Source organism: Pseudomonas sp. NPDC089408 (assembly GCF_044749445.1).
In the GTDB taxonomy this organism is placed as follows: Bacteria; Pseudomonadota; Gammaproteobacteria; order Pseudomonadales; family Pseudomonadaceae; genus Aquipseudomonas.
Window position 1 is genome coordinate 264,514 of record NZ_JBIVHY010000004.1, and the last position, 19,169, is coordinate 283,682.

Sequence of the window (19,169 nt, forward strand, 5' to 3'; positions counted from 1 at the left end):
TCAGTCCAGTAGTGAGAGGGTGACCGGGGTCAGGTGGTTGTCTTCAACGCGTACCAGCAGCTCGCCTTCGTTGAGGCGGGCGGTCAGGCGCTGGCCGTTGCGGGTCTGGTCGGCGCTGCGAATGGCCTGGCCCTGTTCGTCGAGCAGGATGCTGTATCCGCGGGCGAGGGTGGCCAGCGGGCTGACCACCTGCAGCGTCTGCAACTGGGCCTGGAAGCGCTGGCGACGGTCCTTGAGCACTTCGCGCATCGCCCGTGGCAGGCGCTCGGCCAGGCTGTCCAGGCGCTGGCTCAGCAGTTTCAGGTTGCGCCCCGGGTGCTGCGCGGCCAGCCGCGTTTCCACTCGTGCCAGGCGCTCGCGGCGCTGGTTGAGGTTAAGCATGAACGCGCGGCGCAGGCGCATGTCCAGGTCGTCCAGGCGCTGGGCCTGTTGGCGCAGGCGCTCGCCCGGGTGGCGCAGGCGCCGGGTCAGCGACTCCAGGCGCAGGCGGTCGTGGGTCAGGCGGTTCTGCATGCGCAGCAGCAGGCGCCGCTGCAGGCCGTCCAGGCGTTGCTGCAGGCCGCTGTTGTCGGGGGCCAGCAGTTCGGCGGCGGCTGATGGCGTGGGGGCGCGCACGTCGGCAACGAAGTCGCTGATCGACACATCGGTTTCATGGCCCACGGCGCTGACAATCGGCGTGACGCAGGCCGCCACGGCGCGCGCCACCGCTTCTTCGTTGAAGCACCACAGGTCTTCCAGCGAGCCGCCACCACGGGCCAGGATCAGCGCATCGAAACCGAGGCTGTCGGCCAGGCGAATGGCCCGCACGATCTGCGCGATGGCTTCGCGGCCCTGTACTGCAGTGGGGATCAGGTTCAGCTCCACCTGCGGGGCACGGCGGCCGAATACGCTGATGATGTCGCGGATCACTGCGCCGGTGGGCGAGGTGATGACGCCAATGCGCTGCGGGTGGGCGGGCAGCGGCTTCTTGCGTTCGGCGCTGAACAGCCCCTCGGCACCGAGCTTTTCCTTCAGTGCCTCAAAGGCCAGGCGCAGCGCGCCATCGCCGGCCGGCTCGACGGTGTCGAGGATCAGCTGGTAGTCGCCACGCCCCTCGAACAACGAAACCTTGCCACGCACCCGCACCGCCAGGCCGTCGCGCAGGGCCTGACGCACCCGCGTGGCGTTCTGCCGGAACAGCGCACAACGCACCTGGGCGCCGCTGTCCTTAAGGGTGAAGTACATGTGGCCGGACGCCGGGCGGGCGAGGTTGGAAATCTCGCCTTCCACCCACACGCTGCGGAACACGTCTTCCAGCAGCACGCGGGCGCGGCCGTTGAGTTGGCTGACGGTAAGGACCTCACGGTCCAGGCCGAGTCGTTCGAAAGGGTCTCTGATCATGCTCGGCATCATCGCAGCTGCGGGTGGCGAGCTACAAGTAATAGAAAATGCTATTGCCAGGTCAGACGTGCTGCCAGCGCTGACCTGGTCTGCTGGCCATTGGCTCAGAACGAGAAATGTCTGGTCCTGGAAAAGTTGGCTCGTAATGCTCTAGCCTGCTCTGAAGCAGGCATTACCTCCGTAGCAATTGGGGTACTAGTGGGACCAGGCATTAGCACAGCGGCTGGGAGGTCGGTAAACGAATTGCTTTGACTGCTTGCCAGGCTTTCCATCGACGCATACGGGGTCGCTTCGGCGCTCCCGGCGACCGGTGGACGGGGCTGCACACGCTCTCTCAATTCGCGTAGCAGTGTATTAGCTTGCTCAGCTTGCGCCATTTGATGTGCTGCTCCGGCTGTTTCTTGCTGCACGGCAAGGAACTCGAAATCCGAAGTTAGGCTGCGTCGTCTGGGGCGCATTGTCTGATGTGGAAGCGCATTGACAGCGCGGCCCTTCAATGGCGCCAAATGACCAGAGGGGTCGGCAAAGTTAATGGGGTCCCCTGCACAGTATCCATAGCTGTTGATTCCCCCTTTGCCAAAGGGACTCACACTATCAGGTGAATAGAAACGCATCATGCCCGGATTGTAGGCGCGATAGCCATTCCCAAGTATGTAGCCGTTCAATACCTGATCCTGGTATTCGCCATTGAAGCCCAGCAAGGCAGAAAAACGGCCTTGCACGGTGCGAAATCCATAAGGCGAATAGGGAAGTGTGCGTTCAATTGCACGGTGCCCCAAAGGGCCGGTTGGTATGAGGTTTTGCATAGTGGAACTCCACCTTGAATCAAAGGTGTATTTCAACTAGCCACAGGGCCAGGGTCTACTGTCAAAAATGACAGTTGATGTGGCCATGCTGGTCACTACAGCATCGCAAGAGCGAAATGCCGCACCATCTGCCCCGCATCCCGCCGGCAAGCCAGCGCTACGGTACTCTCACAGCCCCCCTCCAGCGCCACGAAGCTGACCGAAGCCGGCGCAATCTCGCGCATGCACGCCGGTAGCAACGCCACCCCAAACCCCGCCTGAATCAGCTGCAACTGCGTGGTCTTGCGCGACAGCACCTGCGCCGCGCGCGGAAAAAAACCTGCCTCCATACACAACGAAGCCGACAGGTAACTCAGCCCGCCACGATCCCGATGCGGAATGGAAATGAAGCGCTCTTCGCGCAATTGTTCCAGCTTCACCTGTGCCGCTTCAACCAGCGGATGCCCGGTTGCAACCGCCAGCAGCAATGGCTCGCTGAACAGTTCATGCAGTACCACGCCCTCATGCTGGCGCAACACCGGCAAACGCAGCAGGCCGATATCCAGCCGTCCGCCAGCAATATCCTCCAGCTGCGCCTCCGACGACTGTTGGGCAATTTCCAGTGAAACCCCAGGGTTGTCGCGCAAGTAACCGCCCAGGCGAGCCAGCAACGGGCCGGTCAGTGGCACGGTACTGGAATGGTTCAGGCGCAGGCTGCCCTGCAACCCTTCGCCAATGTCGCGGGTAACCCGCTCTGCTTGCGCCAGGTCGGCCAGCAAGCGCCGCGCCCGCTGCAAAAAGGCCTGCCCGGCCAGCGTCAAGCGTGGCAGGCGTGCAGTGCGCTCGAACAGCGGCGTGCCCAGTTGTTGCTCCAGCTCCTTGATCTGCCGGCTCAGTGCCGACTGGGCGACGTACAGCCGCTCGGCGGCGCCGCTGAAGCTGCCGCACTCGGCGATTTCCACGAAGTAACGCAACTGGCGGATCGACGTCATGTCATGCCTTTTCGAGATGGCTGTGGCGATAAAGCCATATTAGTCGGCATGGCTCGCTGATGGCTAACCTTTAGCTGTCTCCCCAGGAATTGCCGTCATGCTTGCCCAATTGTCGTTGTCCGGCCTTGACTGGCTGCCCATCCTGCTCGGCGTCGGTGTCGCCTATATCGTCTTTGGCATTGCCGGTTTCGGCACCGCGCTGGTGGCTGGCCCGGTGCTGATTCATTTCATGCCGTTGTCGCGGATCATTCCGCTACTGGTGCTGCTCGACTTCGTCGCGGCCTTCGGCAACCTGCTGCCATCACGCCGCGATGTGGTGCGTGGCGAGTTGCTGCGGCTGTTACCGTTCATGGCCGTAGGTTGCACGTTGGGCGTGGTGTTCCTGTTGCAACTGAAGTCCGACGTGTTGCTGCTGTTGATGGGCTTGTTTGTCACGGCCTACGCGCTGTACGGCCTGGCAGTCAGGGTGCGGCCGGCACATCTGTCCGGCTTCTGGGCCATGCCGATGGGGACGGCGGGCGGGCTGTTCGGTGCGCTGTTTGGCAGTGGCGGCTTCCTTTATGCGCTGTACCTGAGTGCACGCCTGGAGGCGAAGGAGCAGGTGCGCGCCACCCAGAGCGCGCTGATCAGTTGCAGCACGGTCGTGCGCCTGACGCTGTTCCTGATCGCGGGGGTATATGCCGACCAAAGCCTGTTGCTGCTCGCGGCCTGCTTGCTGCCGGTAATGTTCGCCGGCCTTTGGGTAGGGCGCCGGCTGACTCACCGGCTGTCCCGCGAAGCCTTCGTGCGCCTGGTCACCTGGCTGGTGCTGGCCAGTGGCGTGGCGCTGATCGGTCGCTACCTCGGCGCCTGAGCGGTAGAATTGCACCATTACCGCAGTTTTGCAGGCTAGTCCCGTTCATGAACACCCAGAGCATCATCGTTCCCAAGCTGTCTACCGTGCCAGTGCACGAAGCCCGCGCTCGCGCGATCCTGCGCTGGCTGGTGCGCGAGAAAGTGGTCGAGGAACAACTGACCACCTGCGGCCGTACCGGCAACCGCATGGGCCATGCCCTGGCCGCCGGCGCGCGCAAAATGGCCCTGCACCCAGACAAGCTACCCTTCGGTGCGCCGGTCAACGGCCTGGAAGTCATGCTCAAGCGCTGCATCTACACCCCCACCGACGGTTTTCTCGAAGAGGCCGGCTGCCCCGAGTGCCGGCGCGAGGTGGGCGAGCCGCTGTTCGAAAGCCTGGAAGAATGGATGCCGGCGGTGAGCGACAACTTCACCTGCCCGCTGTGCGGCTTCGAAGATGACATCAATGGCTTCATTTACCTGCAGCCATGTGCCTTTTCCAACCTGGGGTTCATCTTCAACAACTGGGGCGAGGCCGGGTTTACCCAGGCCTTCCTCGACAGCTTTGCCGACTGGCTCGACCAGCCGGTGACCGTGGTGCAGGTAAAACTGCCACAAGGCTGACCGAAGGCCCTTATTTTGCATTGAGCGGCGCGCCGTGGATGAGTATAATGGCGCGCTTCCATTTTTCCCGCCCGGGAGCCCCCGCGATGCTGCGTATCAGCCAAGAAGCCCTGACCTTCGACGATATCCTCCTTGTACCTGGCTACTCCGAGGTACTGCCCAATGAAGTCAGTCTCAAGACCCGTTTGACTCGTGGCATCGAGCTGAACATTCCGCTGGTTTCCGCTGCCATGGATACCGTGACCGAAGCGCGTCTGGCCATTGCAATGGCCCAGGAAGGCGGTATCGGCATCATCCACAAGAACATGACCATCGAACAGCAGGCCGGCGAAGTCCGCAAGGTCAAGAAGTTCGAGGCTGGCGTGGTCAAGGACCCGATCACCATCGACGCCGACGCCACCGTGCGCGACCTGTTCGAGCTGACCCGCCTGAACAACATTTCCGGCGTTCCGGTGCTGGCGAACGGCGACCTGGTCGGCATCGTCACCTCCCGTGACGTGCGCTTCGAAAACCGCCTGGACGCCAAGGTCCGTGACGTGATGACGCCAAAAGAGCGCCTGGTCACCGTCCGCGAAGGCGCCGACAAGAACGAAGTGCGCGAGCTGCTGCACAAGCACCGTCTGGAAAAAGTCCTGATCGTTGACGACAAGTTCAGCCTCAAGGGCATGATGACCGTCAAGGACATCGAAAAGGCCAAGGCCTACCCGCTGGCCAGCAAGGACGACCAAGGCCGTCTGCGCGTCGGCGCTGCCGTCGGCACCGGCAAGGACACAGGCGAGCGCGTTGCTGCTCTGGTGGCTGCCGGTGTTGACGTGGTGGTGGTCGACACTGCCCACGGTCACTCCAAAGGCGTGATCGACCGCGTGCGCTGGGTTAAAGAAACCTACCCGCAAGTGCAGGTAATCGGCGGCAACATCGCCACCGGCGCCGCCGCCAAGGCCCTGGCCGAAGCTGGCGCGGACGCAGTCAAGGTCGGTATCGGCCCGGGCTCGATCTGCACCACCCGTATCGTTGCCGGTGTCGGCGTGCCGCAAATCAGCGCCATTGCCAACGTTGCCGCAGCACTTGAAGGCACTGGCGTGCCACTGATCGCCGACGGCGGCATCCGCTTCTCCGGTGACCTGTCCAAGGCCATCGTTGCCGGTGCTTCCTGCGTGATGATGGGTTCGATGTTCGCCGGTACCGAAGAGGCCCCGGGTGAAGTCGAGCTGTTCCAGGGTCGTTCCTACAAGGCCTACCGCGGCATGGGCTCGCTGGGTGCCATGGCGCAGGCGCAAGGCTCGTCCGACCGTTACTTCCAGGACTCCTCGGCTGGCGCCGAGAAGCTGGTACCGGAAGGCATCGAAGGCCGTGTTCCTTACAAAGGCGCCCTGGCCGCGATCATCCACCAGCTGATGGGCGGCCTGCGTTCGTCCATGGGCTACACCGGCAGCGCAACCATCGAAGAGATGCGCACCAAGCCGGAATTCGTGCGCATCACCGGTGCCGGCATGGCCGAGTCCCACGTGCATGACGTGCAGATCACCAAAGAAGCCCCTAACTACCGCGTCGGCTAACGCCTCCAGCGGTAAGCGACAAGCTTCAAGCTACAAGCGGTAGTTGCGCTGCAGCAACTACCGCGTTCTCCCCGATCAACTTGCAGCTTGCGGCTTGACGCTTGTAACTGCATCAGAGATTGAGTCATGGCCCTCGACATTCACGCTCACCGTATCCTGATCCTCGATTTCGGTTCCCAGTACACCCAGCTGATCGCCCGCCGCGTGCGCGAAATCGGCGTGTACTGCGAACTGCACCCGTTCGACATGGACGACGAAGCGATCCGCGAATTCAACCCGCGCGGCATCATCCTCGCTGGCGGCCCCGAGTCGGTCCACGAAGCCAACAGCCCGCGCGCACCGCAGGCCGTGTTCGACCTGAACGTACCGCTGCTGGGCATCTGCTACGGCATGCAGACCATGGCCGAGCAACTGGGCGGCAAGGTCGCAGGTTCCGACCTGCGTGAGTTCGGTTATGCCCGCGTGGACGTGGTCGGCAAAAGCCGCCTGCTCGACGGCATCGAAGACCACGTAGACGACGACGGTGTACTGGGCCTGGACGTGTGGATGAGCCACGGCGACAAGGTTACCCAGATGCCGGGCGACTTCCACGTACTGGCCAGCACCCCAAGCTGCCCGATCGCCGGCATGTTCGACGATGCCCGCGGCTACTACGGCGTGCAGTTCCACCCGGAAGTCACCCACACCAAGCAGGGCGGTCGCATCCTGTCCCGCTTCGTACAGGACATCTGTGGCTGTGAAGCCCTGTGGACCCCGTCCAACATCGTCGAAGACGCCATCGCCCAGGTGCGTGAGCAAGTTGGCTCGGCCAACGTCCTGCTGGGCCTGTCCGGCGGCGTTGACAGCTCGGTGGTTGCCGCGCTGCTGCACCGCGCCATTGGCGACCAGCTGACCTGCGTATTCGTTGACAACGGCTTGCTGCGCCTGCACGAAGGTGACCAGGTGATGGCCATGTTCAAAGAGAACATGGGCGTCAAAGTGATCCGCGCTGACGCTGAAAAGCAGTTCCTCGACAACCTGGAAGGCGAAGCCGACCCAGAGAAGAAGCGCAAGATCATCGGCCGCACCTTCATCGACATCTTCGATGCCGAAGCCAGCAAGCTGGACAACATCCAGTTCCTTGCCCAGGGCACTATCTACCCGGACGTGATCGAGTCGGCTGGCGCCAAGAGCGGCAAGGCCCACGTGATCAAGTCGCACCACAACGTCGGTGGCCTGCCGGAGGAAATGAACCTCAAGCTGGTCGAGCCACTGCGTGAACTGTTCAAGGACGAAGTGCGCAAGATCGGCCTGGAGCTGGGCCTGCCGTATGACATGGTCTACCGCCACCCGTTCCCGGGCCCGGGCCTGGGCGTGCGCATCCTGGGTGAAGTGAAGAAGGAATACGCCGACATCCTGCGTCGCGCCGACCACATCTTCATCGAAGAGCTGCGCAAGGCTGACTGGTACCATAAGACCAGCCAGGCCTTCGTGGTGTTCCAGCCGGTCAAGTCGGTTGGCGTTGTTGGCGACGGCCGTCGCTACGCCTGGGTCGTGGCCCTGCGTGCCGTCGAGACCGTGGACTTCATGACCGCGCGTTGGGCACACCTGCCGTACGAGCTGCTGGAAACCGTCAGCGGGCGTATCATCAACGAAATCGACGGTATCTCGCGCGTTACCTACGACGTGTCGAGCAAGCCGCCGGCCACCATCGAGTGGGAATGATCCGGCATACGGCTGTCGCCAGTGTCAGATGACGAGGGATACACAAAGGCCCGCTTAATCGCGGGCCTTTGTCATTCTGCAGTCTGCGCCGCCGGGCGCACCATCACAGCGAGTAAAACGGGTCGCTTTCAGGCGCCTGGTCGTGCAACGCTTGGGCGAGGTCCTGGATGTGTTCGGACCACGCCACTGTCTTTACCCATTCCTCGGGCATGCCGGATACCCCGTACAACGCTCCGGCCAGTTGCCCAGCCACGGCTGCCACACTGTCGGCGTCGTCTGCCAGGTTTGCCGCCAGAAGCACTGCGTCCCTGAAATTGTCGGTATTCCAAACCGCCCATAGCGCAGCTTCCAAGGTATCGATGACATACCCTGAGGAGCGGATTTGGTCGCGTGTTTTGTCCTTGTACTCGCCAGCATTGATGATGGTGGCACGGGGTTGCAGCGGGCGGACCCTAGGGCTGCACATTTCATCCTTGTCCGCGCCGTTTAGTGCGAGATGCAGCTGCGCGCCCAGCAGTTCGCAACAACTCACTGCTTCGGGCGCCCGATGGGTGGCCCGGCTCTGGCTTTGGGCTTCGCGCCACGTGGATGGCAGAATGTGGCGCCTGAATATGGCGGTGGGGGCGAGCCGGATGATCGAGCCGTTGCCGGCCGTATTCGGCTCTGTGTTGCCTATCCAGTCCAGGCCTTGCCGTAGCCACCCTTCCAGGGCAAGGCGTGTAGCATTGCCGATGTCGAAACAGACACCGTTTGCGCTGTTTTCCCCACGCTTGTACCACCTGCACAAGCGGTCGAGATAGTCTGCATGGTCAAATCGCATGCAAGCCAGGTACGAGTCCGCCAGGCAAAGCGCCATGCTCGTATCATCGGTCCACTCACCTGGCTTGAGCCTGAACGGCCCGCCGCCGACCATGTCATCGACATGCTTGGCATCACGGGGCAGAAACTCCAGCGTGGTGCCTACGGCATCGCCAATGGCCAACCCCAGTAATGCACCCTTGGCTCTGTCGAGCGATTGATCGGGGGTTAATGTGCAGGCGCGCGAACTTTGCCATTGCGGGTGCACGTAGGTGCGGCCTGCTGACTCGCGTGGGGTGGGCGCTGGCAACAAGTGGTTGTACCGGTAGGCATACTCGGTAACTTCGAGGGTGGGGCTGTGCAGGTCGATCATAGAACTTCTTCTAATAAGAGATGAGTCGTGGGGCCTTGCTCGATCCGGTTCAGTACCCTGAAAGAGGTTCCTGGCGGGTACAGTACTTCCGCCTCGGGAATTTGCGTAAGGAAACTGATGTCCTTGCCGGATACACCTCGTACGACCATCTGGGTATTGCCGTTGAACGGTGTTGTCGCGGATGAGCTGAAGAATGCCATGTCGGTCTCCACCGAGCCCATTTGCATCCGATTGAGCACATGCTGCGGAAGGTCCGTTCCGCGGAAGGTTTCAATGCCTTCATAGCGAGGCAAGCGTGCCAGGCCTTCGGTTGCGTGCTCGGCAAAGGCCTTGATACCAGGCGTTGCAGTACCTTCGCGCAGCGCCTGGTTATACGCCTTGTACACATCGTTGGTAGAGTAGCCGTAAAGTGCACCTATCTGATCATCGCTGAGCAGTTTCGAAAGCTCCGGGGCCCGAATATCTGCCCGGGCGCGGCCTTCCGCAATCCACCGCTCTGCCATGTCCTTGCCCACTGCCTCTCGCAGGCTCATGAGCTTCTTGGGCGCCGCTGCAATGGTTTTTTCAGTGGCTTGCGTTGCTGGCGGAAGCTCTGGCTCCGCTTTCTGCAGCGGTGTCGCGGCCTTCATCTGCAACTCAGGTTCAGCCAGCAGCCTGCTTTCGTTCTTCGCCAGCCAGTTGGCCAACTGCTTGTTGGAAATTTCGGCCTGAAGCTTGGCACTACGGCTGGCGATGCTTTCCACGCTGCTTATCACGCCGGCTTTCATCTGCCCGCGGGTCAGGTAGGTCACAATTGCCATCAGCAAAAGCATCACCAGCTGCTCTTGCCCACGGGCCAGTTGCCTTGCAGCGTGTTCGGTACGCTCTCGAACCAGCGCCGCCGAGCCGCCCGAAGGGTCGAGACCGGAGGGTTTCAAGCCGTCTTCGGCAGTCCACGCGGTAGCAAGCCCCTCTTGCATGGAGGCCAGGCAGGCGGGAAGCCCTTGATAGAAATACTCCGCGATGGCGGCCAGGCCCAGCGCCATCAGGATCAGGTTGCCGACCTGCAGGCCGATACCGCTGCCTGCGACCACCCCAGGTGCCGCACCGACGCCAAAGGCGAGAGAACCCACGGCGCCGCCGATAGCGCCGCCTAGCGCGACGCTGCCGCCGAGAATCATCACCACTTCCTGCACGAGCTTGAGCAGTACGGGCAAAATCTGGTCGATGTTGATGGATGCCCATTTACGGGACAGATTTGACTGCATCATGGGATAGGACAAAGCCATCGCCTGCCGGACATTGTCGATCCGGTGCCCGCCTACAGCGCCATAGGCCTGGCTGGCGCCATCGCTTACACGGCGGGTGAAGCCGTCCCAGCCGTCATGGACATTGCGCAAGCCGCTGCTGACGCTCTGATTCAGTGCGCTGAACTTCTGGTCCAGGTTGCGTTCGATGTCGCCCCAGCTGGGGACGTGAGCTGATAAGTCCATTTACCATTGCATTCCTTTAGAGAAGGCAGGTGAGTGTGCTGGCGGCAGGCGATTCATTTCCGTGCAGCGCCCTGGCAGTCAAGCCAACCGCCAAGCGAGCTGGCGATTGCATTGCGAGGCATTTTCTCATCTGAGGTGCCTCTGGCAATGGTGTCAATCTGATCTCATTCTTGTCGATTGGTTCTGTCACGCCTGTCGTATGGCCAACACGGTAGCCAAAGCGAGCAATGGCTGGATACTTCACTTAATATTTCGCATTTGCAGGTGTATCGTATTCGCCCTTCATCGTCAGCCACTGCTGGCAGCTTGATTGCGCAGAACATGAGGTACCCGCACCGATGTCCTTCACCCGTCGACAAATGCTCAAAGGCCTGACTGGCCTGGTTGTGGTTGGCCTGGGCGCCGGGGGCGCGGCGCGCTACTGGCTGGGCAAGGTCGAAGATGACAACGCCGGGCATGATTACGAGCTGATTGCCGCGCCCCTGGACGTCGAGCTGGTGCCGGGCTTCAAGACCGAGGCCTGGGCCTTCGGCCCATCGGCACCGGGCACCGAGTTGCGCGTGCGCCAGGGCACCTGGCTGCGGGTGCGCTTCATCAACCACCTGCCGGTGGAGACCACCATTCACTGGCACGGCATTCGCTTGCCGCTGGAAATGGACGGCGTGCCTTATGTGTCGCAGTTGCCGGTCAAGCCGGGCGAGTACTTCGACTACAAGTTCCGCGTGCCGGATGCCGGCAGCTACTGGTACCACCCGCATGTCAGCAGCTCCGAAGAGCTGGGCCGCGGCCTGGTCGGCCCGCTGATTGTCGAGGAGCGCGAGCCGACCGGCTTCCGGCATGAGCGCACGTTGAGCCTGAAGAACTGGCACGTGGATGAGCAGGGCGCCTGGCTGCCGTTCAGCATCCCGCGCGAGGCCGCACGCAACGGCACCGCCGGACGCTTGATCACCATCAATGGCCAGGCCGACTCGGTCACCGAGCTGCCGGCCGGCCAGGTGGTGCGCATGCGCCTGCTGAACCTGGACAACACCTGGACCTACCGCATCAACCTCAAAGGCAACTGCGAGGCGAAAATCTATGCCCTCGACGGCAACCCGGTGACGCCACGGCCGTTGGACGATGACTACTGGCTTGGCCCCGGCATGCGCATCTGCCTGGCCATCCGCATTCCCGAGGCGGGCCTGGAGATTTCCCTGCGCGACGGCTTCGTGCGCCTGGGCACCCTGCGTTCGGTGGCCAGCAACGATGCGCCGAGCGACTGGCCACCCGCGCTGCCACCCAACCCGATCGCTGAGCCGGACCTGGAGAATGCCGAAAAGCTCAACTTCAATTTCGAGTGGGCGGCCAGCGTCTCGGTCACCCCTGACGAGAGCAAGCCATCAAGCATGTGGCAGATCAACGGCCAGGCCTGGGATATCACTGACAAGACCTGCGCCGACCGGCCGATTGCCACGCTGAAGAAGGGCAAGAGCTACATCTTCGAGCTGAAGAACATGACCCAGTACCAGCACCCGATCCACCTGCATGGCATGAGTTTCAAGGTGATCGCCTCCAACCGTCATGACATCAAGGAACCGTGGTTTACCGACACCTACCTGCTCGGCAAGAACGAACGCGCCCAGGTGGCGCTGGTGGCGGATAACCCGGGTACCTGGATGTTCCACTGCCACGTCATCGACCACATGGAAACCGGCCTGATGGCCGCGATTGCGGTGGTCTGATGCGCCCGCAGATCATCGATCGCAGCCGCGATCAGGAATTCATGCGCCTGGCCCTGGCCCTGGCTGCCGAAGGTGCGGCGCTGGGTGAGGTGCCGGTGGGGGCGGTGCTGGTGCAACACGGGCAGGTGATCGGCCAGGGCTTCAACCGGCCGATCATCGACAGCGACCCGAGTGCGCATGCCGAGATGGTGGCGATCCGCGCGGCGGCCAAGGCGGCCAGCAACTACCGTTTGCCTGGCAGCACCCTGTACGTGACCCTGGAGCCGTGCAGCATGTGTGCAGGGCTGATCGTGCATTCGCGGGTGATGCGCGTGGTGTATGGCGCGCTGGAGCCCAAGGCGGGGATCGTGCAGAGCCAGGGGCAGTTCTTTGGCCAGGGTTTCCTCAACCATCGGGTGATGGTGGAGGGCGGGGTGCTGGCGGAGGAGTGTGGGCAGATTCTGAGTGACTTCTTCAAGGCGCGTCGGGCCAAGGGCTAATCTGTGCCGGCCTCTTCGCGGGTAAACCCGCTCCCACAGGTTAAATACAGGCCTGAGAGGTGTGATATTCCTGTGGGAGCGGGTTCATCGTGGCGACGAACCGCCGCGAAGAGGCCAGAGCAGGCTCACATCGGCGGCGACTGATCCGCCGGCTTGTCCTTGTTCACCCCAGGCACATGCAGGTTGCCCTCGGCCACCTGGCCTTCAAGCTGCGGCTGGGTCACCCAGGTAAGAATGTCGTAATAACGGCGGATGTTGGCCACGAAGTGCACCGGCTCGCCGCCGCGGGCATAACCGTACTTGGTCTGCCGGTACCACTGCTTCTGCGACAGGCGCGGCAGCATCTTCTTCACGTCCAGCCACTTGTTCGGGTTGAGCTTCTCGCGCTTGGCCAGGGTGCGGGCATCTTCCAGGTGGCCACTACCGACGTTGTAGGCCGCCAGGGCGAACCAAGTGCGGTCTGGCTCCTGGATGCTGTCGTCGAGCTCTTCCTTGATCTTCATGAAGTACTTGGCGCCGCCCTGGATGCTCTGCTTCGGGTCCAGGCGGTTGGACACGCCCATGGCCTGGGCGGTGCGCTGGGTCAGCATCATCAGGCCTCGCACGCCGGTCTTCGAGGTCACTTCCGGCTGCCACATCGACTCCTGGTAGCCGATGGCGGCCAGCAAGCGCCAGTCCACTTGCTCGACCTTGGCGTAGCTCTTGAAGTGCTTCTCGTACTTGGGCAGGCGCTGCTGCAAGTGCTGGGCGAAGGTGTAGGCGCCGACATAACCCAATACGTCGACATGGCCGTAGTAGCGGTCCTTCAGCCGCTGCAGGGTGCCGTTCTTCTGCGCCTTGTCGAGAAATTCGTTGATTTCGTTGAGCAGGCTGTTGTCTTCGCCCGCCGCCACCGCCCAGCGCTGGTCACGGGTGTCGCCGACGTCGAAGGCCACCCGCACGTTGGGGAAGTACACCTGGTTCATCGCCAGCTCGTTGGAGTCGACCAGGGTCAGGTCGATCTGGCCTTCGTCGACCATGCGCAGCAGGTCGACCACCTCGACGGCGTCGGATTCTTCATATTCCAGGCCCGGGTTCTGCTTTTTCAGCTCGGCCAGCAGGTCGGCGTGGCTGCTGCCCTTGAGTACCATGATTTTCTTGCCGACCAGGCCTTTGGCGTTGGTCGGGCGAGGGCGGCCGTTGCGGTAGATGACCTGAGGGGTCACTTCCAGGTACGGGTGCGAGTACTTGACCTGGGCCTTGCGCCGCTCGCTGCTGACCAGGCCAGCGGCGGCCAGCACCGGGCCGGAGGGCTTGCCGAGCGAGTCGTACAGCTCGTCGAGGTTGTCGGCGGTTTCGATCTGCAGCTTTACGCCAAGATCGTCGGCAAAATGCTGCACCAGCTCGTATTCGAAGCCAGTTTCGCCGTTGCGGTCCTGGAAGTAGGTGGCCGGGCTGTTGCGGGTGATCACGCGCAGCACGCCGTCCTCCTTCACGCGCTCGAGGGTGCTGGGTTTTTCAACGCAGGCACCGAGCAGCAGAAAGAGTCCGGTTGCGAGGAGCCATTTGGCGCAACGCTGGCGCAAAGCAGTGTGGGCGAACATAGGTTGCAGTATACGCAAAGGACCGGCCCAACCATATCTCGACAACTGTTAGGTTGTCTGGTAGCGGGTTGTGGGGTATGGGGTGGGTAGATAGGGGTGGGGACAGGTGGGGATTGCATCAAGGCCGCCAGGTGCCTGCCACAACATCTTCAGTGTCTGTGAGATCGAGCGCCGAAGCGTTCGCCTTGACACATTCAGCGCCTATGAAATCGAGCGCCGCCCGCGCGGCGCTTCGCGGCTAAAGCCGCTCCTACATTTGTTTCGGGCCAATCCGTCCTGTGCCTGGCGCGCGCGACCGCCTTGTTTGTACGACGCGATATCGAGCCATGCGCCAAGGCGTTCGCGCGCAAATCTCACAGGAATAATTGGCCCGAAACGAATGTAGGAGCGGCTTTAGCCGCGAAGCGCCGCGCGGGCGGCGCTCGATCTCATAGGCGCTGAATGTGTCAAGGCGAACGCTTCGGCGCTCGATCTCACAGGCGCTGAATCTCTAAAGGCAGGCACCCTGCAACCATCAAAAAATCTGACCCCAAAGTCCGGTTCCGCCGCCCGGCAGCCATGGCGTAGAGCGGGTGCCGAAAGCCATCGAATTAGGCTAGAATGCACGGCCTCTAAGCACACCCCTTCCTGAGGCTGTCCCGACGATGTTGATCCTGCGCGGCGCTCCTGCCCTTTCTGCCTTTCGCCACGGTAAATTACTCGAGCAACTGAGCCAGAAAGTCCCCGCTGTTACTGGTTTGTATGCCGAATTTGCCCACTTCGCCGACGTTGAAGGCGAGCTGACCGCCGACCAGCAGCAGGTGCTGGGCCGTCTGCTCAAATACGGCCCGAGCGTGCCGGTACAGGAGCCGACCGGCCGCCTGTTCCTGGTCGTGCCGCGCCTGGGCACCATTTCGCCGTGGGCCAGCAAGGCCAGCGACATCGCCCACAACTGCGGCCTGCAGTCGATCCAGCGCCTGGAGCGCGGTATCGCCTACTACGTGGCCGGTACCCTGAGCGACGCTGACGCCGCCCTGGTTGCCGCCGAACTGCACGACCGCATGACCCAGCGCGTGCTTGGCCAGCTGGAACAGGCCGCTGACCTGTTCAGCCACGCCCAGCCCAAGCCGATGACCTCGGTCGACATCCTGGCCGGCGGCCGTGAAGCCCTGGCCAAGGCCAACATCGACCTGGGCCTGGCCCTGGCCGAAGATGAGATCGACTACCTGGTCAACGCCTTCCAGGGTCTCAAACGCAACCCGAACGACATCGAACTGATGATGTTCGCCCAGGCCAACTCCGAGCACTGCCGCCACAAGATCTTCAACGCCAGTTGGGACATCGACGGCCAGGCTCAGGAAAAGAGCCTGTTCGGCATGATCAAGAACACCTACCAGATGCACAACGAAGGTGTGCTGTCTGCGTACAAGGACAACGCCTCGGTGATTGTCGGCAACGTTGCCGGCCGCTTCTTCCCGAACCCTGAAACCCGCCAGTACGGCGCGGTGCAGGAGCCGGTGCATATCCTGATGAAGGTGGAGACGCACAACCACCCGACCGCCATCGCCCCGTTCTCCGGCGCCTCCACCGGCTCCGGCGGCGAAATCCGCGACGAAGGCGCGACCGGCCGTGGCGCCAAGCCAAAGGCCGGCCTGACCGGTTTCACCGTGTCCAACCTGCGTATCCCGGGCTTCGAGCAGCCATGGGAAAAGGCCTACGGCAAGCCTGAGCGCATCGTCGACGCCCTCGACATCATGATCGAGGGCCCGCTGGGCGGCGCCGCGTTCAACAACGAATTCGGTCGCCCGGCGCTGACCGGTTACTTCCGTACCTTCGAGCAGGCCATCAACACCCCGCACGGTGAAGAAGTGCGCGGCTACCACAAGCCGATCATGCTTGCTGGCGGCATGGGCAACATCCGTGAAGACCACGTGCAGAAGGGCGAGATCACTGTCGGCGCCAAGCTGATCGTGCTCGGCGGCCCGGCCATGCTGATCGGCCTGGGCGGCGGCGCCGCTTCGTCGGTAGCCACCGGTGCCAGCTCGGCAGACCTGGACTTCGCCTCGGTACAGCGCGAAAACCCGGAAATGGAGCGCCGTTGCCAGGAAGTCATCGACCGCTGCTGGCAGCTGGGCGACGCCAACCCGATCGCCTTCATTCACGACGTCGGCGCCGGTGGTATCTCCAACGCGTTCCCTGAGCTGGTCAACGACGGTGGCCGTGGTGGCCGCTTCGAACTGCGCAATGTGCCCAACGACGAGCCGGGCATGGCCCCGCACGAAATCTGGAGCAACGAATCGCAGGAGCGTTACGTGCTGGCTGTCAGCGCCGTCGACTTCGAGCGCTTCCAGGCCATCTGCGAGCGCGAGCGCTGCCCGTTCGCCGTCGTGGGTGAGGCAACCGAAGAGCCGCACTTGACCGTAAGCGACAGCCACTTCGGCAACACCCCGGTCGACATGCCACTCGACGTGCTGCTAGGCAAGCCGCCACGCATGCACCGTTCGGTGACCCGCGAAGCCGAGCTGGGCGATGATTTCGACCCAAGCCAGCTGGACCTGGACAACGCCGTGCAGCGCGTGCTGAACCACCCGGCAGTGGCCAGCAAGAGCTTCCTGATCACCATCGGTGACCGCACCATCACCGGCCTGGTTGCCCGCGACCAGATGGTCGGCCCGTGGCAGGTCCCGGTCGCCGACTGCGCCGTTACCGCCACCAGCTTCGACGTCTACACCGGCGAAGCCATGGCCATGGGCGAGCGTACCCCGCTGGCACTGCTGGACGCCCCGGCGTCCGGCCGCATGGCCATCGGCGAAACCCTGACCAACCTGGCGGCTTCGCGCATCGGCAAACTGTCCGACATCAAACTGTCGGCCAACTGGATGTCCGCTGCCGGTCACCCGGGTGAAGACGCGCGCCTGTACGACACCGTCAAGGCTGTGGGCATGGAGCTGTGCCCGGAGCTGGGCATTACCATTCCGGTCGGCAAAGACTCCATGTCGATGAAGACCAAGTGGAGCGACGAGGGCGTCGAGAAGAGCGTGACCTCGCCGATGTCGCTGATCATCACCGGCTTTGCCCCGGTCACCGACATTCGCAAGACCCTGACCCCGCAACTGCGCATGGACAAGGGCGAGACCGACCTGATCCTGATCGACCTGGGCCGTGGCAAGAACCGCATGGGCGCCTCGATCCTGGCCCAGACCTACGGCAAGATCGCTGCCCAGGCGCCGGACGTCGACGACGCCGAAGACCTGAAAGCGTTCTTCGCAGTTATCCAGGGCCTGAACGAAGATGGCCACCTGCTGGCCTACCACGACCGTTCCGACGGCGGCCTGCTGACCACCGTGCTGGAAATGGCCTTCGCTGGCCACTGCGGCCTCGACCTGCAACTCGACCCGCTGACCGACAGCAAGGCCGATGTGGCTGCCATCCTGTTCAACGAAGAGTTGGGTGCAGTCATCCAGGTGCGTCAGGATGCCACCCCGGACGTACTGGCACAGTTCAGCGCCGCAGGCCTGGGCGAAGAGTGCGTCGCGGTGATCGGCAAGCCGGTCAACAACGCTGAAGTGTCCATCAGCCTGAACGGCGAAGTGCTGTTCGACGACGACCGTCGCATGCTGCAGCGCCAGTGGGCCGAGACCAGCTACCAGGTTCAGCGCCTGCGTGACAACGCCGACTGCGCCGACCAGGAATTCGACCTGCTGCTCGAGGAAGACAACCCAGGCCTGTCGGTGAAGCTGGGCTTCGACGTCAACGACGACATCGCTGCCCCGTACATCAAGAAGGGCGTGCGCCCGCAGGTGGCCATCTTGCGCGAGCAGGGCGTCAACGGCCAGGTCGAGATGGCGGCTGCCTTCGACCGCGCCGGCTTCGCTGCCATCGACGTGCACATGAGCGACATCCTCGCTGGCCGTGTCGACTTCGAAGCCTTCAAGGGCCTGGTCGCCTGCGGTGGCTTCTCCTACGGTGACGTGCTGGGTGCCGGTGAAGGCTGGGCCAAATCGGCGCTGTTCAACAGCCGCGCCCGCGACGCCTTCCAGGCCTTCTTCGAGCGTACCGACAGCTTCGCCCTGGGCGTGTGCAACGGTTGCCAGATGATGTCCAACCTGCACGAGCTGATCCCGGGCACCGAGCACTGGCCGCACTTCGTGCGTAACCGCTCGGAGCAGTTCGAGGCCCGCGTGGCCATGGTCGAAGTGCAGAAGTCCAACTCGGTCTTCCTGCAGGGCATGGCCGGTTCGCGCATGCCGATCGCCATCGCCCACGGTGAAGGCCATGCCGAGTTCGCCAGCGAAGAAGCACTGCTGGCAGCGGACCTGTCCGGTTGCGTGGCCCTGCGCTACGTCGACAACCACGGCAAGGTCACCGAAGCCTACCCGGCCAACCCGAACGGCTCGCCGCGCGGTATCACCGGCCTGACCAGCCGTGACGGCCGTGTGACCATCATGATGCCGCACCCGGAGCGTATGTTCCGCGCCGTGCAGAACTCCTGGCGCCCGGACGAGTGGCAGGAAGATGCTGCACTGATGCGTATGTTCCGCAACGCACGGGTGTGGGTGAACTAAGGCGTGTACAAGCTCGCCTTCTTCGTCCCCGCCAGCCATGTCGACGTGGTCAAGGCCGCTGTGTTCGCCGCTGGTGGCGGGCGCATCGGTGACTATGACCACTGCGCCTGGCAAACCCTGGGCCAGGGCCAGTTCCGCCCGCTGGACGGCAGCCAGCCGTTCCTCGGGCAAACCGGGCAGGTCGAGGTGGTGGAAGAGTGGAAGGTGGAGCTGGTAGTGGCTGACGAGCTGGTAGCCCAGGTCGTCGCTGCGCTCAAGCAGAGCCACCCGTACGAGACGCCAGCCTATGAAGTCTGGCGGCTCGCCGAGTTCTAAGGCTATTCG

At 62.9% G+C, this 19,169-nt stretch carries 14 protein-coding genes; 8 read left to right on the forward strand and 6 right to left on the reverse strand.

Annotated elements, in window-relative coordinates; translation table 11 throughout:
- The 3 genes from xseA to ACIP02_RS09350 form a co-directional block, all read right to left on the reverse strand.
- The gene (xseA, locus tag ACIP02_RS09340) at window positions 1-1,380 is read right to left on the reverse strand and encodes an exodeoxyribonuclease VII large subunit (RefSeq protein WP_400615481.1); all 1,380 of its coding nucleotides are present in this window, start codon (window positions 1,378-1,380) and stop codon (window positions 1-3) included.
- A gap of 104 nt (window positions 1,381-1,484) precedes the next feature.
- The gene (locus ACIP02_RS09345) at window positions 1,485-2,186 is read right to left on the reverse strand and encodes an RHS repeat-associated core domain-containing protein (RefSeq protein WP_400615483.1); all 702 of its coding nucleotides are present in this window, start codon (window positions 2,184-2,186) and stop codon (window positions 1,485-1,487) included.
- 95 nt (window positions 2,187-2,281) lie between these two features.
- A complete protein-coding gene (locus tag ACIP02_RS09350) occupies window positions 2,282-3,157 on the reverse strand; it encodes a LysR family transcriptional regulator (protein ID WP_400615485.1) in 876 nt (291 codons plus the stop codon).
- A 97-nt stretch (window positions 3,158-3,254) separates the two neighbouring features.
- Here ACIP02_RS09350 and ACIP02_RS09355 point away from each other — a divergent pair, with 97 nt between their 5' ends.
- From ACIP02_RS09355 to guaA, 4 genes are all read left to right on the forward strand, one after another.
- A complete protein-coding gene (locus tag ACIP02_RS09355) occupies window positions 3,255-4,010 on the forward strand; it encodes a sulfite exporter TauE/SafE family protein (RefSeq protein ID WP_400615487.1) in 756 nt (251 codons plus the stop codon).
- A gap of 47 nt (window positions 4,011-4,057) precedes the next feature.
- On the forward strand, window positions 4,058-4,615 hold the full coding sequence (locus tag ACIP02_RS09360; RefSeq protein WP_400615490.1) for a sugar ABC transporter ATPase: 558 nt from the start codon (window positions 4,058-4,060) through the stop codon (window positions 4,613-4,615).
- Between the two features lie 86 nt (window positions 4,616-4,701).
- A complete protein-coding gene (gene guaB / locus ACIP02_RS09365) occupies window positions 4,702-6,171 on the forward strand; it encodes an IMP dehydrogenase (protein ID WP_392523648.1) in 1,470 nt (489 codons plus the stop codon).
- A 126-nt stretch (window positions 6,172-6,297) separates the two neighbouring features.
- Window positions 6,298-7,875, forward strand: a complete 1,578-nt coding sequence (guaA, locus tag ACIP02_RS09370) for a glutamine-hydrolyzing GMP synthase (RefSeq protein ID WP_201200157.1) — start codon at window positions 6,298-6,300, stop codon at window positions 7,873-7,875.
- A gap of 103 nt (window positions 7,876-7,978) precedes the next feature.
- Here the strand turns inward: guaA and tri1 are convergent, their stop codons facing one another.
- Both tri1 and ACIP02_RS09380 read right to left on the reverse strand, forming a co-directional pair.
- A complete protein-coding gene (gene tri1, locus ACIP02_RS09375; protein WP_400615493.1) occupies window positions 7,979-9,046 on the reverse strand; it encodes an ADP-ribosylarginine hydrolase Tri1 in 1,068 nt (355 codons plus the stop codon).
- On the reverse strand, window positions 9,043-10,518 hold the full coding sequence (locus tag ACIP02_RS09380) for a DUF6861 domain-containing protein (RefSeq protein WP_400615496.1): 1,476 nt from the start codon (window positions 10,516-10,518) through the stop codon (window positions 9,043-9,045). Before ACIP02_RS09380 ends, tri1 begins: the two co-directional genes overlap by 4 nt.
- Window positions 10,519-10,856: 338 nt before the next feature.
- Between ACIP02_RS09380 and ACIP02_RS09385 the strand changes: the two genes are divergently transcribed.
- Together ACIP02_RS09385 and tadA are read left to right on the forward strand one after the other, a co-directional pair.
- Complete coding sequence (locus tag ACIP02_RS09385; RefSeq protein ID WP_400615498.1) at window positions 10,857-12,239, forward strand: multicopper oxidase family protein; 1,383 nt, start codon at window positions 10,857-10,859, stop codon at window positions 12,237-12,239.
- Entirely contained in the window at window positions 12,239-12,718 is a 480-nt protein-coding gene (gene tadA, locus ACIP02_RS09390; RefSeq protein WP_400615500.1) for a tRNA adenosine(34) deaminase TadA, read from the forward strand. Before ACIP02_RS09385 ends, tadA begins: the two co-directional genes overlap by 1 nt.
- Before the next feature lie 125 nt (window positions 12,719-12,843).
- On the opposite strand, the gene mltF is transcribed toward tadA, so the two are convergent.
- Window positions 12,844-14,301, reverse strand: a complete 1,458-nt coding sequence (mltF, locus tag ACIP02_RS09395) for a membrane-bound lytic murein transglycosylase MltF (protein WP_400615502.1) — start codon at window positions 14,299-14,301, stop codon at window positions 12,844-12,846.
- A 644-nt stretch (window positions 14,302-14,945) separates the two neighbouring features.
- Between mltF and purL the strand changes: the two genes are divergently transcribed.
- Both purL and ACIP02_RS09405 read left to right on the forward strand, forming a co-directional pair.
- On the forward strand, window positions 14,946-18,845 hold the full coding sequence (gene purL, locus ACIP02_RS09400) for a phosphoribosylformylglycinamidine synthase (RefSeq protein ID WP_400615504.1): 3,900 nt from the start codon (window positions 14,946-14,948) through the stop codon (window positions 18,843-18,845).
- 3 nt (window positions 18,846-18,848) lie between these two features.
- Window positions 18,849-19,160 (forward strand): NGG1p interacting factor NIF3, encoded by a 312-nt coding sequence (locus tag ACIP02_RS09405; RefSeq protein ID WP_400615506.1) that lies wholly within the window; start codon window positions 18,849-18,851, stop codon window positions 19,158-19,160.
- Window positions 19,161-19,169 lie beyond the last annotated feature (9 nt).